The sequence below is a fragment of the Pseudomonas sp. GW821-FHT09C10 genome, from assembly GCF_059418085.1.
Map to the genome: position 1 here is coordinate 13,545 of NZ_JBWKPE010000022.1, position 15,385 is coordinate 28,929.

Sequence of the window (15,385 nt, forward strand, 5' to 3'; positions counted from 1 at the left end):
ACCCGGTATCTACTTGGTTTGCGGCGCAGGCGTCAGCTTGAGCCAGCCGTCCTCGGCCGTTTGCGGTGTATAGGAAAACGCGGCCCGATCGCCCACCTGGCTGGCCGGTAACGGCTCGTCCTGCGGAACCTGCTGGCCGTCCTGCAACACGCTAGTGGTCCATTCCCAGACGAATCCCGATTCCGGCGGTATCGGCAGGCTCAATCGCTGCTGGCTGCGCAGGATCGGATGGGTAAAGAAGGTCATTTCGATGTTGCGCAGCGCCGCCGCCGTGATGTCCGGTGGGATGCCGATGGCCTTCACCGGCAACAGGCCCGTTGTGGCATGCACCATCGCCCGAGGGTCGACCAGCAGGCTCAGGGTTTTCTGCGCGGGGATGCGTACATCTCGCAGATCGTCAATCTGCGCCTTGGCATCGGCGTAAGGGTGTGTCGGCGGATCAATGTTGGCGTGTAGATTCAGGGTGATGGTCTGCGCGGTCGGCCGCTCGATCCCCGCGACTCCAGGGCTGGGGGCCGCTGGTGCATAGAGGGTGGTGTACGGTGTGTCGCTGTCGAGCAGGTACGCCACCAATCCATCCTCGAGGTGGTCGCGATCACCCAGGCGCACCGGAATATCGATGCCGCGTATGTCGGCACTGTCGCGTTGCGTCCAGTCATAAGTCTTGTCGTTCTGGCCGGGTAACAAGCGCGCCAGTTCGTCGCTGCTGGTCACGAACGCCGGCAGCCCCTGCACCTCGCAACGCAAGCCGGCGCGCACCAGGGCCAGCGGCTGGCCCATCAGCACTGCTTGGGCCTGAGCGGCCTGTTTGTCGTCCGGCAGGATGTAGGTGTGGGCATTTTCGATGGTACCTAGCAAGGTGGCAAAAAATGCCCTGGGTTTACCCAGGATGAATGTGGCCAACTTCACAAGGTGCGGGTTGGCGTCGGCGAGGTCCTCCTGCATCGAACGGGCGGCGTTGCCAGGCGCCGAATGCCAGGCAACGGCCTGCTGCGCACCAAATACCCCAAGCGAACCCAATACCTCGCCGGTGCCGGTGAACAGCATCAGCGCGTTTTCCAGGTAGTTCGGCACAATCCAACCACACAGTGGGGAGGTCGAGGGCACCGGGTTCATCTGCACCTCGTCGTTCCCGGCACTCAGCCAGCGGAACAGCAAACGACTGGGCTGGGCGATGCGAGGCGCCAAGTAGCCTTTACCTGTGACACCGTCGGGCGCCTGCATCTGCCAGGACACCGAGACCTTCTTGCTGTCCTCGAACTGCTCGGTGTCGACCAGCAGGCGTTTGCGCCCGAACACATCGACAAGTTGCAGTTTCGATAAGGTGAAATAACCGGCCCGCATCAGGTTGTACAGACTCTCCTGGCTGATCGGCACCTGTCCGGTCTGCTCGCCCGCGGCCCAAGCCACGAAGTGGGTCAGGCTGTTGACGTACTGCGTGTTGTCAAAGCTGTCGACCAGCGCCGTCGGCGTCGACTCCTCGTCGTAGAACGGGTTGAACGGATTGAGCTGCAAGCCCGCCGCTCGGGTGATGAACCCGGCGTTTACCCCGCCCAACCCTTGCGCCAGCAGCGGTTTGTCCACCAGGTACTGCACGATCGCTTGCAGGTCGGGGTTGTCGTTGTGTTGCAGGTAGCGGCGCAACTGTTCGATCAGCGGCTCGGCTACCTTGGACGACAACAGGATGCTGTCGGTCAGCTTCACCCGCCCCTTGGCCGGTTGCGGCGGGGTCTTGCCGAAGACCAGTTCGATCTCTCGTTCATCCAGCTGGAACTGCTCGGTGATATAGCTGGCCTCATAGTCCTGCGATCCGCTGGTGCTGTGCTCGAAAGGCACGTAGGTGGCTTCCCAGACCAGGAACAGCGGCAGGAACGGGTCCTGCCAATCGAGCGCATGGTTCAGGGCCAGCCCCTGCGGCGCTTGTCCACTCCAGGTGAGCGTGAGGCCGTTGCTGGTTTCGCTGGGGTTTTCGATGATCGGTAGGTTTTTCCACGGGGCCGCCGCGTTTTCCGTCCAGGCTTGCTGGATCTGCGCGACGAGCGCTTGCTGTGCGGCCGCGACGTCCGTCTGTGGCGTCCCTTTGAGCGCCCCGGCGATCTGCGGTACCAGCAACGGGTCGAGCAGGCACTTTTCCCCCAGCAGACGGCTCAGATCATCGAGAATCGGCTGCAGGTCGCGTGCTTCAGGGCTGCCGGCCGGATTGACCTTGGGCACACCGAGCGTCAACGCGCTTTGCAGGGCGGCGGCCGTCAGGCTGGCGCCGCTGGTGTTGGCGCTGACCTGGCTCAGCAATTGAGCACCAAGCCGGCACGGCAGGCGTTTGACGTTACCGTTACGCCGGGCCGGTTGCAGCGTGTCGCCGGTCACCACCAGCACCGGCTCGTTGGGCTGCCAGAAGCGCGCGGCGTTGGTGGTCTGCAATTCGAACTGGCTGTAGGAGGAGGCAAGCAGGCTCACCAACGTATTGGCCTGCGTCACCAGTTGCCCAACCAGACTCTGCGCGGACGCCTTGCTGACGTAACTGCCGTCGGCGGCCTGACTGAGAAAATCCTGTGGCCCGCAGTAAAACACCGGAATGTTTTGGGTGGCCGGGGACGCGGCAGCGGCCTTGCCGAAGGCAGCTTCGAACTTGGCCCACAAATCGAGGATCTGCTCGGCCAGGTAAGTGTTCAGTTGCGTGACGTCGAAAGGCACCGAGCCGGTATCGTCGTAGAGACCGGTGATGTACTTGTACCAATCCATGAAGATCTGCTGACGGCAGGACACGATGATGTTGAGCAACGCATCCAGGCGCTGCTGGTACACGTTAAGCGCATTGAGCTTATCGCCCAACTGATTGTGATCCTCAGGCAGCACCACCTGTGGCGCGGCGTACTGCGAGCCGCTACCGGTCTGCTTCTGCCGAATCATCCAAATGCGCCCGGCTTGCAGGGCACCGAAGCCGTTCTGATGTACTTCCTGCTCAAGCTGAACCAGCGTCAGCGAGCTGCCAAGCCGCTCCAGCAAACCCATCTGCAGCGCATCCAGGAGAAATTCCAGGTTGTCTTCGATCTCCTGGCCGGCGCCGTCAAGCTGGCCCTTGGGGTCCTGGGGTTTTCTGTTGCGCCATTGCTCCTTGATCAGCGCGGCCAGTGCCGACGAACTCGAACTGCCCATGGCGGCGCGCACGGATTCGTCGCGGTCGGTCACGGGTACCAGGTAGCACTTGGGAAATCCCGGCTTCGCATTGGGGAACACCGGGTTCTGACCGGTGGTATTCCAAGGGACGTTCGCCACCTGCGCCGTGTAGACACAGCGCGAGGGAAGCTGTGCGGGCGTGGGCGTGTACTGCCACAGGTAAAACCCTTCCACCACCTGGGCGAGCAGTTGCTCCGGGGTCAGTTGCTCGTCGAGCGGCGCCTTGCCGTTGTCGACACGAGCCTGCGCGAGCGCCTGTTCGAAAGCTGTACTCTGCAAGGGGTCGTCCGCCGCGCTGCTGTGCCAGCCGCTGACCTGGTACGACACCTCGAAACGCGCATTGCCCAGGTCAAACCCCTGCCCTATATCCTGGAATGTGTCGTGAAAGCCGAATGCACTGGCGCAGTCCGGGTAATAGGCACTGAACGTCGGCCCGCTGTTGCCCAACGCGCTGATCGCACCCAGGCTTTGCCCAGGCGCCATGAAGTTGCTACCCGACAGGACGAACGCTGGCAGGTGGCGCACATCCGTCAGCGCTGTACCGGGCAAGTCCGGCTCCGGTTGCCAGGTTTGCAGCTCGAACACCCGGCCCATGCGCCGCGACGGCGGGTAATAAGCGGCGCCGCCATTGCCGGCGATGTCGTAGCCAGGTGGTACATCCCAGCCCACCGGCAGGGAAATGCTGGTGCGCTGGCTGGAGGGGTAATAGTCCGAGACGTACTCCTCGGGCGTCATCAGGTAGTCGCTCTCGACCACCCACTGTTTCACTTGCGTGCCCTGCTGCCCCTGGAGGATGCGCGTCACCAGCCAGCGGTTGGGTGCCGGCGGGTAGTCCACCGTGCCGTCCGGTGCCTGGCGCCCTTGGGCTATGGTGTCGGGCAGCGCCCAGTGCAGGTGGATGCCCGCCTTGAGCTGCTCGATCACGTTCTGGCTCAAGGGGTTGTAGGTGTTGCTGCTGACGTTGGCCTTGGTCCAGGTGCCGCTATGCACGATGGCGCCGTTACGGCCCGGTTCGCGCCAGGGCAGCCCCTCATAGGCGGTCGTGCCGCCGGAAAACAGCTCAGTGCTTTTGGTCACCAGGCTCGCGTCGTTCGGGCTGACCCGCAATGCCTGTACGTTGACGGGGATGATCAAGGTCATTATTCAGATCCTGCGCTGAGGTCGAACGAAACGAGGCCGACACCCTTCACCATTTGCAAGGCAAATTCGGAGGACGGCAGATGGTCGAAGCCGCTGTAGATACCCTGGATGTAGTCGCCGTACTTGGGGTCGTGCAGGTTCTTTGACAGCCGGTAAAGGCGCAGCAGCCGCCGCTCGCTCGCATCCCGGAACGGTACGCTCTGGAACACGCCAGGCACCTGCTCGCCCGCCGTATTCGTTTGGGTGGCGTTGGTGAAGTTGTAGCGCAGGTTGATGGCTTTGGGCTCAGTAGCCGCGACGCCAAAGTGCAAGCCTTCGGCGGGCTCATGGATATCCACCGAGCCCAGCGTCTGACCGTCGAGGTCAAACAGGCACAACAGCACGCCGGGGGCCAGACGCTCGAAGCGCACAATGTCCATCGCCTTGCCGTCCGGGGTATAAGCGTTCACTTCAAGCCCCGGCCAGCCCTGCACCACGTCCGAGCGCAGAATGAAACCGCTCACCACGTCCATGTCGATTTTTTCCTCGGCCTGGTCTTTCAACCCCAGCGCGATGCTGCGGCTGATCGAGGCATGCCGGGTGGTGTGCAAATTGACCCTGGCCTTGATCGCAACATCGTGGGCGATGGTCGGGTCGGCGGCATTACCGGTCACGGCCCGGCCGATACTCAGCGCACCGTCCAGCAAGCTCTGAATCCAGTTCTCATCCAGATAGAAGAAGCGTATCGACTCCGGCGGCAACATACGCTCGTCCGGCACCAGATAGTTGAACGGGACGCCATCGAGTAGCTTGAGCTTGGCCAGCCAGCTGTAGATCTCCAGCGGCACGCTGAACCGAGCGTCGCCGATGGCGAGCAACTGCGTCGCGTCCGAAAGCACCTCCCGTTGGTACCTGACGCGTCCGGCGCGAGCAACAGCCAGGTTGCCGGTGGCCAGGAGTGCGTCGGGGGTTGGCAGGAAGGGCTTGAGCAAGGGATAGATCAGCGAGTCGCTTTGCAATTGCTGCTGGATTTCATCAAGCGACTGCTGCAACACGATAGCTTCCATCTGCGCCACGACATCGCGCAGATTGTCCCGGCGCCAATTGTAGAGCAACACCGAGAAATGCTTGTTCTGCAAGGCCAGCAACTGACCCATTTGCCATGCCGCCGCATAGGAAATATCGAACAGCCCGGTGTCGGGGTCGTACTGGGTCGCGGCATCGGCGGAGGTCCAGGTCGGCGGCACGGTGTCGGTCTTGATCTGATACGGCGTCAGCGGTCCGCGGTACCACGACACGGTATTGCCCGCATCGCGGGTGTGGTGCTTGAGCGCCGTATAGCCCATTTGCAGCGCATTCTTGGCCCGCCGGGTTTCGTCCGTGTCGCCCTCCTCCACCGCCGCGACCGGCAAGCCCAGAGCAAAGTTGGCGGCGACTGTCGACGGCGTCGCCTGACCTGCCAGCGGGTTCTTTGGCTTGAGTTCGAGCAGCAACTGCTCGAACCGCTTGCCCGTACCGGTCGAGGTGAAGGACCAACTCGTCAGCGAGACCAGGCGCATGAACCCTTTGTCATCGATGGCAAACGCCGGTTCGTTCGGCGCCTGCACGGAGCGTGGCCGGCTGACTTCGCCACCGTTGTCCGAAGTGGCCGGGTCGATCGGCAGGAACGGCTCCATGGCCTCCAACGACACCAGGTGTGCGATACAACGCTTGCCGGTTTGCGGCAGGCGGTTGCCGGTGACGATGGCGAAGTTGGAAGTGCCCGGCACTTTCGAAAGGTCGTTGCGCGAGGCCGGGACGCCGTTCTGTGTCGCCTTGCGGATGATCTCGACATTGCGCACGTGGGCCATCATTTTCAAGTCGTCCAGTGACGGCGCAACGCTCCAGAACAACCCTAATGGGACATCAATGTAGTTGCAGGCGTCGTCCGCGTGCTGGCCGTAATCCAGATACTTCTCCAGCCGTGCCGCATCGCTTGAACTGTCCAGGTCTGCGGCGGCGTAGAAGTACGAATAGCCCTGCGCGATCTGCGTCTGCGGACGCTTGAAGAACAGGTCGCGCAGCTTGCCGGCGCTCGGGCTGGCACTGAACCCCTGTTGCTTGAAAGCCAGCTCGTCATCTTCGTCGAAAATCAGCACAGCCATCCAGGTGGGCACGTCGTGATCGTGCTCCTGGTCGGGAAAACTGACCACCGGCTCAGCAAGACTCGGGCGGCGCATCCAGGGCAACGTCTGTTTGGTAAACACTACATGCGCCAACGTATCGGTGTATTCGCCCTGGGTCTGGTCAGGCGGGAACACGGTCTGGATATCGTTGCTGTCGAGGGTGAAACGCGGCGCCTGCACCGCAAAGTGATACTGATTGGCATAGTGCTGCTGCTCCTGCGAGACGCGCTGGGAGACCGTGAACTGGTACTCGCCCGCCTCCAGCCCGGGCAGGTTGTGCTGGATGAATTTGACCGTCCCTTGAATGGGGTGTTCTCGATTATCAGTCACTGCTTATCTCCAACACGTAGTGATCAAATTGCACTCGTTTCCTCGCCGAGCACACGAATCAGCGGCCAGTCCCAGAGCGGGTAACGGGCCAGACGGCTGACATCGAGTGCGGCGCTGTCAAAGTTGAAACCGAGCGAGTCGAGGCTATCGACCATCTTCTTGCGTTCGGCGGCGACCGCTGCCGCCGCCAGGTCGGCCAGTTCGAAGTTGACGTTGCGGATACTGGCGGTCGCACGGGTGTAGGTCAGCACGGTGCCCTCCTCGCTGATGACGGCGGCGAAGCTGTCGCGGGTGGCGACGCTGGGTGTATCGAGCAGCCAGAGCATCTTCTTCGTGGTGTCGAAAAGCAGCGCCCAAAGGTCCGCGTCCGCGGTGATTGCCGGGTGACGGATCATTGGCGAGAGTTCCAGGCCACTCAGTGTGTTGGCGATCATCCGCGCCCCGTTGATGCCAGGGTCCTGCCCGGCCCACAGGGCAGACTGGGCGTTCTGCAAGGCGATGCCGAACGCCACTTCGTTGACCGGCACGTTGTAGTTTTCAGGTTTGGTGTAGTCCTCGCCGGCTGGCAGTCGAGTCAATTGCATCTGATGGTCGACGCTGAACTGGCTAGCCTTCAGCGCCATGGGCAGGACACCGAAATCATCGGCCCAGCCCGCACCATCGTCATTCGCGCCATGGGCCGTGGGCATCGCGGCGGGCGTGCCGCTACCGACATAGGTGAACGCGCCCGCCGGGGTGAACGGCGTATTGACCTTGAAGTCGTTGAACCGCGCCGTCTTGCTGGGAATGACCATGCTCGAGGCGATACCGAAATGATTGGGGTCGAGTACCCAGTCGAAGAAGGCCGTGCTGTCCTTGGCCTTGAGGTCGCTGATCAAACCCTGCTGGACCGTGCCCCTGACCAGTTGGGTTGGCTGTACGTCACCGGCCTTGTCGGCGTCGGTGCGGCTGAACATCTCCAGGCGTTTTGTGTCGCCATTTGCCGCCGGCAGAAACGACGTTTTGAAGTCTTCCCAAGTCACGGGATCGGGTTCGGCCCTGCCGCTGCCGAAGCGCACGCTGAAACTGATGATGTCCAGGTCAATCGTGGCTACACCGCCGAACTCGGGGCCCCAGATGTTCAGGTCGACACCCACGTGAATGGTGATTTTGACGGTGACAAACAGCAGGTTGGCCTTGAACGAGGCGCCCAGGTGAATATACGCGGCGGCTTCGTAATGGAACGGCCGCCAGCCCAGCAGAAAATCGATTCCCACGCTGAACCAGGCGCTGATCGGCCCCGATTCCCAAGTGGCCTGGACCGTGAAACCCGCCATCAGCGTGTGCGAGAGCAGCGCGAAGTAGCATTCGCCCTTGAGCACCAACGGCCCGGTTTCATAGACCATCTGCAAGCGCGGCACGGTCGGGAAATAGTCAGGTTTCTTGAACCGCGGGCTGTAGCCGCCCATCGAGACCAGAAACTCCCCGGAGTGTTCACCGGCGAACCAGGTGTAGAACGCAAACCCGCCACTGACGTGGCAGAGCCCGGCGTAGATGAACGACGCCGGGGTCAGACGGCCATCGACGGCGATCAGTCCGCTGCTGGACTCGAAACGCGCCTCCAGCGCTACTTCGAGGTAGACGATGGGCTTTGGCGCGCCCTTGGGTACCGTCACTCGACAGATTCCGAGCAGCGCCACTTCCAGCGAGACGCCGAAGGACACCGTGAGCAAAGCGGTGGCGTCGACCATTTCGAACGAGGTGAAATCGATGCCGGCCGCCACCCAGTACTCGCCCGCCTGTGGATGAATGTACGCTGCAGTCTTGACCAGCGTTTGTTGCAACACTTGCCCAGGATTGCTCGTACCCAGGGTGGTGGGAAAGCTGTTTTCCGGGCGCTTGTTGTTCTGCGGCAGCAACGGGTAGCTGGTCAGTTGGTCGATGCTCGGCAGCCCCAGGCTACGGTTGATGCCAAAACCGCCAGCCAGCCCCGTCACGAAGAAAAACGGCGGCCCACCCAGCGGTTGCTGAAGCCGAACAAAGATAAAGAAGGAGCTTTCATCGGGCGCATAGCCACCGATGGCGGTGAGCGAGAACGTCGCCACATTGACCCGCGCTTCCCCCAGGTAGTCTTTGTCAAAGCGCAGGAAGCCACCGGAGATGCTCAGCGGACCGGTCTGCAACGCCAGGCTCATGCCATCCAGTTGGGCCGAGATGTCCAGATCCGAGCCCTTGCTATCAGGGATCTTGAAGCCGAGCCCCAGGCCCTGCAGATCGAAGGACAACATCGCCAGGCTGAACCCGGCATCGATCAGCAGCCAAACACGGCCGTCTTCGTAACGTACACCGACGCGGGCGAGCGACACCGGGCCGATGGATTTCCCCACCGTCAACCAGGCGGCATTGCCCGCCGGTGGTTTCGCCGCTACGGCCGCCACCGTCTGCGTGCTCACGGGTGCGGTATCGCCACCGGCCGAGAGCGGCAACGCTACGCCGCCCAGTTCGATGTCGGCGGCAAAGTTGAAGCCTGCGGCAATAACCGTGGTCGAGCCCTTGGCATCCTTAGGTAACGGCAAGCGGCACGGCACCTGTGCCTGCGTCAGCAAGGCGTTGAGCTTTTGCACCTCATCGGCGCTGAGGGGCGATGCGGCGAAGAGCGCCTGCACGTTCTTGATGCTGCCCAGGTTATCGTCGGTGAAGATCTTGCCCACGAGCGGCAGATCGGCCAGCGACGCTTCAAAGCCGAGCAGCATCTGAAACACGTAGTTCGAGGTACTGGTCCCGGTCTTCGGGTCCAGGGATTTGAGCGCCACGAAAGTGCCTGTGCCGTAATGGGCCGAAGTCGCCGACAGCAGCACGGTGTTGTTGCTCATGTCATAGACGAAGCTCGCCTGCGACAGGGCCAGGTCAAGTTCCGCAGGGATGGCGGGAATCGAGAAACCCAGCGCCCCGGCGATATCTGCGAACTGCAGGTAGTCGTTGTCCTGGGCTTTCCAGTTCGCCTGGATCTTCAGGCCGGGCTGGGTGCCGGAATCGAACGTCAGGGCGAAACTGAAGTTCTGCTGCCCAATCACGAAGCTGCCTGTCAGCGCTACAGATGCGTCCGCGCCAGTCTTTTTGAACAGCACCGACATCTGTGCATCCACGCTGGTGTCCAAGAGCGTGAACGCCGTGCGGGCAGCCCCGAACACCGTGTAGGCATAATTGCTTTCGCCCCCTGCCACCGTCACGCCGAAACTGTCGAACACGATGGTGCTCAGCACATCGGGCACCGGCACCGACGCACTGACCACACCCTTGACGATACTGCCCAGCGACACACTATCGGTCATCTGCCCGCTGATCAGGTCGATATTCCAAGCGGCCGCCTGTTTGACGAGCACGATCGAAAAGTCGAACGTGGTGTTGAAGATCGTTGGCAGGAACTGCGCCGAGGCCCGGATCTCGACATTAGTCGTGGGCTTCGGTCCGGCGGGCTCGGTCAGCCTGACCATCAGCGTCAGCGACTCCAACGACAGCACGCTGGGTATCAGTGTCCAGGGGGCCTCGGTATGGATGGCGAGCGTGACCGAACTGACCGGTGCCGATTTGTTCGCCAGCACCATGCGATAGAACGTCAGGCCGATGTTCTCGAACACCTTGCTGAGCACACTTGGAATGTACTCGTCGTAGTGTTGCCCGCCCGGCAGGCTCTTGATCAGGTCCGACGCGCTGAACGTCGCACCCGGTGCCGGTTGCGCGAAAATCACCAGCGAATCGAGGCTCCGGGTGATCTCCACGCCGCAGTCGAGTTTGCCGTCGAACAGCGAGGAGATTGCGAAGCCGATCTGCTGGGGCTCATCGCCCTTCTCGCTGATGCTCACCCCCACCGCTGGCGCAGCCAGGCTCAACCGCCAGTCCCCTACCCCAATGGAAAACACGCCTTCGGAAACCGGGGCGCTAAGCCGCCCGGTCGGGTACGGCGCATCTGCGGCCGGGGCGAACGGCCCATAGAACTTGTACGGCGTACTGCCCACCAGATCGCCGAGAATCGCGCCGACACCGCTGATGTTCTCCAGCCCGATCGTGGACAGGAAGTTCTGTCCTTGGGCCAGGCAAATGAAGGTCGCATCGTCCTTTGACCAGCGATAGGTCGTCTGTGCCAGCGAGGTATAGACGAAGCGCGGGTTGGCTGGTTTCAACAGCCCAAAGGGGAAGAACGTCATCCCCGGGAAGCTGGAAGCAAGCTCCCAGCCCGGCGGCAAGGTTGCACCGATAAGTACAGCCACCTTGCCATCACTGGCGGTAAAACTCAGCTGGACGCCGACTTCGCTGACCTTGAGCAGCGCAGCGGTCCCGGTGTTGACTCGCACGACGCCTTGGTCGGGCCCGCTGACATCGCTGCTCTGCAGGCCCTCGACCGTCAGCTTGGTGCCTTTTTCCAACAAGAACGCGGTGGCGATGTCCGCTACCTGCTCATCGCTCAGCAGGCGGTTATCGAGCACCACCTTACCGTTGTCCGCTGCCTGCTTGCGTAGGTCGCTTGCCAGTTGATTGATATCCACTGTGGACTCCTGCTCAAGTGATATTGGTCACTTGTTGGTTATTACCGTTGGGCTGGAACAACTTGTCGGGGATAAAGCCGGCCTTCTTCACCCCGGCAGCGATGATCGATTCCACGGCCTGGCAGATGGCACGGTTGCGAGCTTCGGCATTCCCGGCCTGGGAAGCGATCTGCGAAACGGGGAACACGCTGTTGACGATGAAGTCCTTCAGCGAGACAGGCGTGGCGGCTGCGCCCTGATTGATGACGCTCTTGGTGCCTTCAGTGATCGCATACCAGCGTTCGTAGTTGTAACGGATGCTGTTGAGGACCTTGCCCTTCTCGTCGCTGTCGAAATAGCTGTTCGTCTGCTTGAGGATGGTCGACTCAGTGGTGATGCCAAAGGCGTGCCTCTTGATGTCGAGATAGTTGGTGAGGCTGGTGTCCTCGGCCGAGGCGATGAAATACGGGCTGAAGTTCAGGTTGTTCTGGTCAAGCCAGTCGATGTTCCACAGCACCGCCTGCTGGAGTACCCGGTCTGTCCTGAACACCGAGTTCAGGTAGTCCCCACCCGGGCTGCCCAGCAACCTTCGATGCGCCTGACGATCAGCAATGATGCTGTCGGTGGTATCGGTGGCCGTTTCGCTGCCAAATCCCATCCCGATGAAGCCGCGTGCGAGCATCGCACCTTCGGCGGCGGCCAGCCCCCGGAAGGCATTAAGGTGATAGACGTTGTCATCCACCAGCCAGGCGTAGTTCCAGCGATTGTTGGAGCTGCGCCGCAGCCATTTGCAAAACTCGATGGCCGCGTAACGGCTGGCGCCGAAACCGACATAGGGATAGTTCCCACCCAGCAGCCAGCCGGCATCGTTATGGAACGACCAACCGATGACATGCAGGTTGGGAACGGTGTGCAAGACTTTCCAGTACTTGGGGTATTCGAGAGCGTGAACAATGAGATAGATGCGCCGATTGGCATCATTGACCCGCCCCGGGTAATACCAGGCCGGTACCGGGCGCGTGTCTGGCACGATTTGGCCGCTAGGGTTTTGCTGGGTGCGTGCATTGAAAGCTTGCAGGTCCGACACATTGGCGAAGTGGGTCTGCCTCAGGTCTTGCAGAAGATCCGCACCGCGTGCGAAACCGGAGGCGATCCAGTCGCTGCGATTGCTTGAAATGACGACCAGCGGCGGCAGGGACGCAGCATTGTTTTCGGCGAGTAGAATCGCGGCCGAGGTGCCGTTGGTGTAGAAGTCCAGCGCCCGGGGCAGCTTTCCCGCGTCGCGCAATACATCGATCCTGTCGTTGACCAACTCCAGGCAATCGCTCTGGTCGGTATCTTCGAGTACCGGGGTTTCAATCGGCTGATACTTTTGACTGACCAGGTTGCCGCCATAGTTGCTTTTCACGCGCAGGGTAATCGCCATAAATACTCCTGACCCGGTTATCCAAGTGAGTGGCTGTTGCAGGAGACCGCCTGCGCGGTCCCCTGCGCTGGGCTAGGGCCTTACTTGGCAACCGCAAGGAGTTGCGTCAGCGACACCTTGAACTGCTCGAGCAATTTCGACGGCTGTACCCCCCCACCCTGCGGGGGAGCCTGAATCACCTGCAGCGCGAAATCTGCGCTGAGCTGGCCGCTGACGGGGACCTTGGCGTTGTAATAGGCGGTGACTTTGCTGACGTAGTTGGCCGGCAACGTCGCACTGGTAGCAAAGACTCGCCCGGTGACCAGCGGGGACTTACCGATCGAGATGATCTCGCCGTTGGCATCCGGGGTATCGAAGATGAAATACATTTCGGCATCCGGATCAAACCTGGAAGACGACAACGCCACCGTCACATCCACCGGATTGGCGTTATTCAGTGCAACTGTGCTCGACCAGCCGAAGCCTGTGGCGGGAGTCGGCGGCTTGGGCGGGATCGCCAGCGCAACGTAGGCCGCATTACCCGCTTCCACGATCGCCTCTTGCAGCGGGATAATCGCGCTGCCGGCAGGTGCCGGATGGTTGGCATCGGTAATGAAGGCGATCAGGTTATACGGCGCACCCTGTACGGGTGGCGACACGTTGCTGAACAGGAACGGCGTGTCGGTGACGGCCACCCCCTGCCCTGGCGCGCTGATGCTGACAACGTTGCTCTGGTCCTGGGTGTTCAATCGGACCCACTGCAGCTTCTTGTTGATGTTATCCGCGCTGCAATACCACAGCTGAACGCTGCCGACGGCCGTCTTAGTGACATCCGTGCTCAGGTTCTTGGCCCGGACATACACGTAGTTGGTGCCGTGATAATCGACAGCCTGCGAAAAGCCCTGGTCGTAGCACTCCACGAAACTGCTGAGGTCCGCGGGGCCGGCGGGCGCACTGCGGGTGATGAGGTCCGGCGAGGCGTCGTTCGGCGGCGTCTTGCCTGGCGATGTCTGGGCCAGGTTGTTGCGCACGAATAGCCAGTTGTAGTCATTAGACATGTTGCATTCCTCCTTAAAAGGTTTCGGCCTAACGGAAGCCGCCGTTGGGAACAACGCCATTGGAACCGACAATTGTCACCAGCGTCGGCTCTACATCCAGGAGTGTCCTGTAGCCTTCGTAGCCCAGGTACCGCTCGCCGTTTTTCGAGTCCACAAACACACTGTGTTCATCGAAGTTGCAACGCTTGTAATGGTTCTCCAGGTTCTGATCCCCATCCAGCAAATCACTGATGCTGGCACGCACTGCGGCCGACAGTTCAGGTGCATTGGTCACAACAAACTGCATGGTGAAGTTTGCGGGCTTTGGCTTGCCTTTGAAGTTGACATAGAAGGTGACTTTGCCGGCATAACCACCCTGGATTTTCACATTGGTGCCGACGATAAAGTTGGGGTTGACGTTGGGGTCTGGAGCACCGGGTTTTTGCGGTACGGGGGTGTCCCCGACGGCAATGGAGTCGCCCCATTTGGTGTTGTTGTTTGACGAGAAACCGACGACCGCCCCGACCGGCACGTTGGTTATCTGGATAGAGCAGGTGAACAGCGCATCATCCCAAGTCTGGTTCATGCTGATCTGCTGCTCATAAACATCCGAGGCCGAGACCGCCTGGATATTCACGTTGTGCCAGCCCAGGTTGCGGTTGGCGTAGATCCACGCCGCGTATTGATCGACGCTGGAATTGACGCCCGACGGGAACTGCGCATTCACCGCATCGAAACTGTCCGCGACGACCGCTATCAGGCAATGGTGCTCGGTGGTTTGCGGCTTCCAGGTGAACGCATTAGTGGCAACTACTTCTCCTGGACCGGCAGTCAGGGTTTGATAGTTCTGCCGCACTTCAATGGTTTTTCTCGGATCGTTAGGGTCCTCGACGACGGAGGTGTAGTTCATCAGACTGTCTTGGTTGTACCAGACATTCGGGGCCAGGAAGAGATTCTGCGGCACCTGAAACAAATAGATGTTTTGGGAGACATTTGCCGCACTGACGTTTTTCGCGCGGACATAAAAGTTATTGCTGAAGAACTCTTTTACGTCCTGATCGTAAGCTTGGTCATACTTCGAAACCATTTCCTGGGTCGTCAGCGCACTTTGGCCAGCGACCAGGATATCGGGGCTCCCGGTCCAGCTCCCCGAGCGCGGTAATTTACCAGTGTCACTCAGATTATTTCGAATCAGAAAATCATTTTTGACAGCCATGATGAGGCCTCACATTTTAAAAGAGTGATAGTCGGAATGATGACAACTTAGATGGATGCGCCGGTTAAACCCTCTCCATGCAACATCACATCAGGTGACTTGCAACGGTCTACGGGTATCGAGGTATTGGGTAGCGTTCGACACGAACGGCGAGCGTGCGCCGGTCGGCGTTCGACAGGTGTTGCAGGAAGGGAAATGAGTTCGAGCAAATCATTGGCAAACGCATCATCGGCCTCCTTGGCCTAGGTCAGCGATCCGAGCTCTCGGCCGGAGTGGCAGAGAACCATTGCGATTGAAAATCTCGACTGCTTAACACTGGAATGCTAGATCAGAACTTTATATGCCCGGTTGGGGGGCTGCGCTCCCCATTACCGGTGTGGCGGGTGTATCCGCTGAATGGGTATAGCAACGAGCCATCACCCTGTCTAATTTTT

6 protein-coding genes are annotated in these 15,385 nt (G+C 60.7%); all 6 read right to left on the bottom strand.

The features are described from left to right. Nucleotides 1-9: 9 nt before the first annotated feature. The 6 genes from AC07OT_RS29565 to AC07OT_RS29590 all read right to left on the bottom strand — a co-directional run bounded on the left by AC07OT_RS29565 (nt 10) and on the right by AC07OT_RS29590 (nt 14,951). Nucleotides 10-4,317 carry a hypothetical protein gene (locus tag AC07OT_RS29565; protein WP_495109743.1) on the bottom strand — a complete coding sequence of 1,436 codons (4,308 nt, stop codon included), beginning with the start codon at nt 4,315-4,317 and terminating at the stop codon, nt 10-12. Beyond that, entirely contained in the window at nt 4,317-6,791 is a 2,475-nt protein-coding gene (locus tag AC07OT_RS29570) for a hypothetical protein (RefSeq protein WP_495109744.1), read from the bottom strand. The genes AC07OT_RS29565 and AC07OT_RS29570 overlap by 1 nt, the downstream gene beginning before the upstream one ends. A gap of 23 nt (nt 6,792-6,814) precedes the next feature. Further along, on the bottom strand, nt 6,815-11,314 hold the full coding sequence (locus AC07OT_RS29575) for a DUF6603 domain-containing protein (RefSeq protein WP_495109745.1): 4,500 nt from the start codon (nt 11,312-11,314) through the stop codon (nt 6,815-6,817). A 13-nt stretch (nt 11,315-11,327) separates the two neighbouring features. After that, entirely contained in the window at nt 11,328-12,719 is a 1,392-nt protein-coding gene (locus AC07OT_RS29580) for a hypothetical protein (RefSeq protein WP_495102968.1), read from the bottom strand. Nucleotides 12,720-12,799: 80 nt separating this feature from the next. Next, nucleotides 12,800-13,756 carry a hypothetical protein gene (locus AC07OT_RS29585; protein WP_065941379.1) on the bottom strand — a complete coding sequence of 319 codons (957 nt, stop codon included), beginning with the start codon at nt 13,754-13,756 and terminating at the stop codon, nt 12,800-12,802. 28 nt (nt 13,757-13,784) lie between these two features. Then, nucleotides 13,785-14,951 (bottom strand): hypothetical protein, encoded by a 1,167-nt coding sequence (locus tag AC07OT_RS29590; RefSeq protein ID WP_141155030.1) that lies wholly within the window; start codon nt 14,949-14,951, stop codon nt 13,785-13,787. Nucleotides 14,952-15,385 lie beyond the last annotated feature (434 nt).

Coding starts and splice junctions, on each gene's coding strand:
- AC07OT_RS29565 (WP_495109743.1), bottom strand. CDS start 4,317: ATGACCTTGATCATCCCCGTCAACGTACAGGCATTGCGGGTCAGCCCG.
- AC07OT_RS29580 (WP_495102968.1), bottom strand. CDS start 12,719: ATGGCGATTACCCTGCGCGTGAAAAGCAACTATGGCGGCAACCTGGTC.
- AC07OT_RS29585 (WP_065941379.1), bottom strand. CDS start 13,756: ATGTCTAATGACTACAACTGGCTATTCGTGCGCAACAACCTGGCCCAG.
- AC07OT_RS29590 (WP_141155030.1), bottom strand. CDS start 14,951: ATGGCTGTCAAAAATGATTTTCTGATTCGAAATAATCTGAGTGACACT.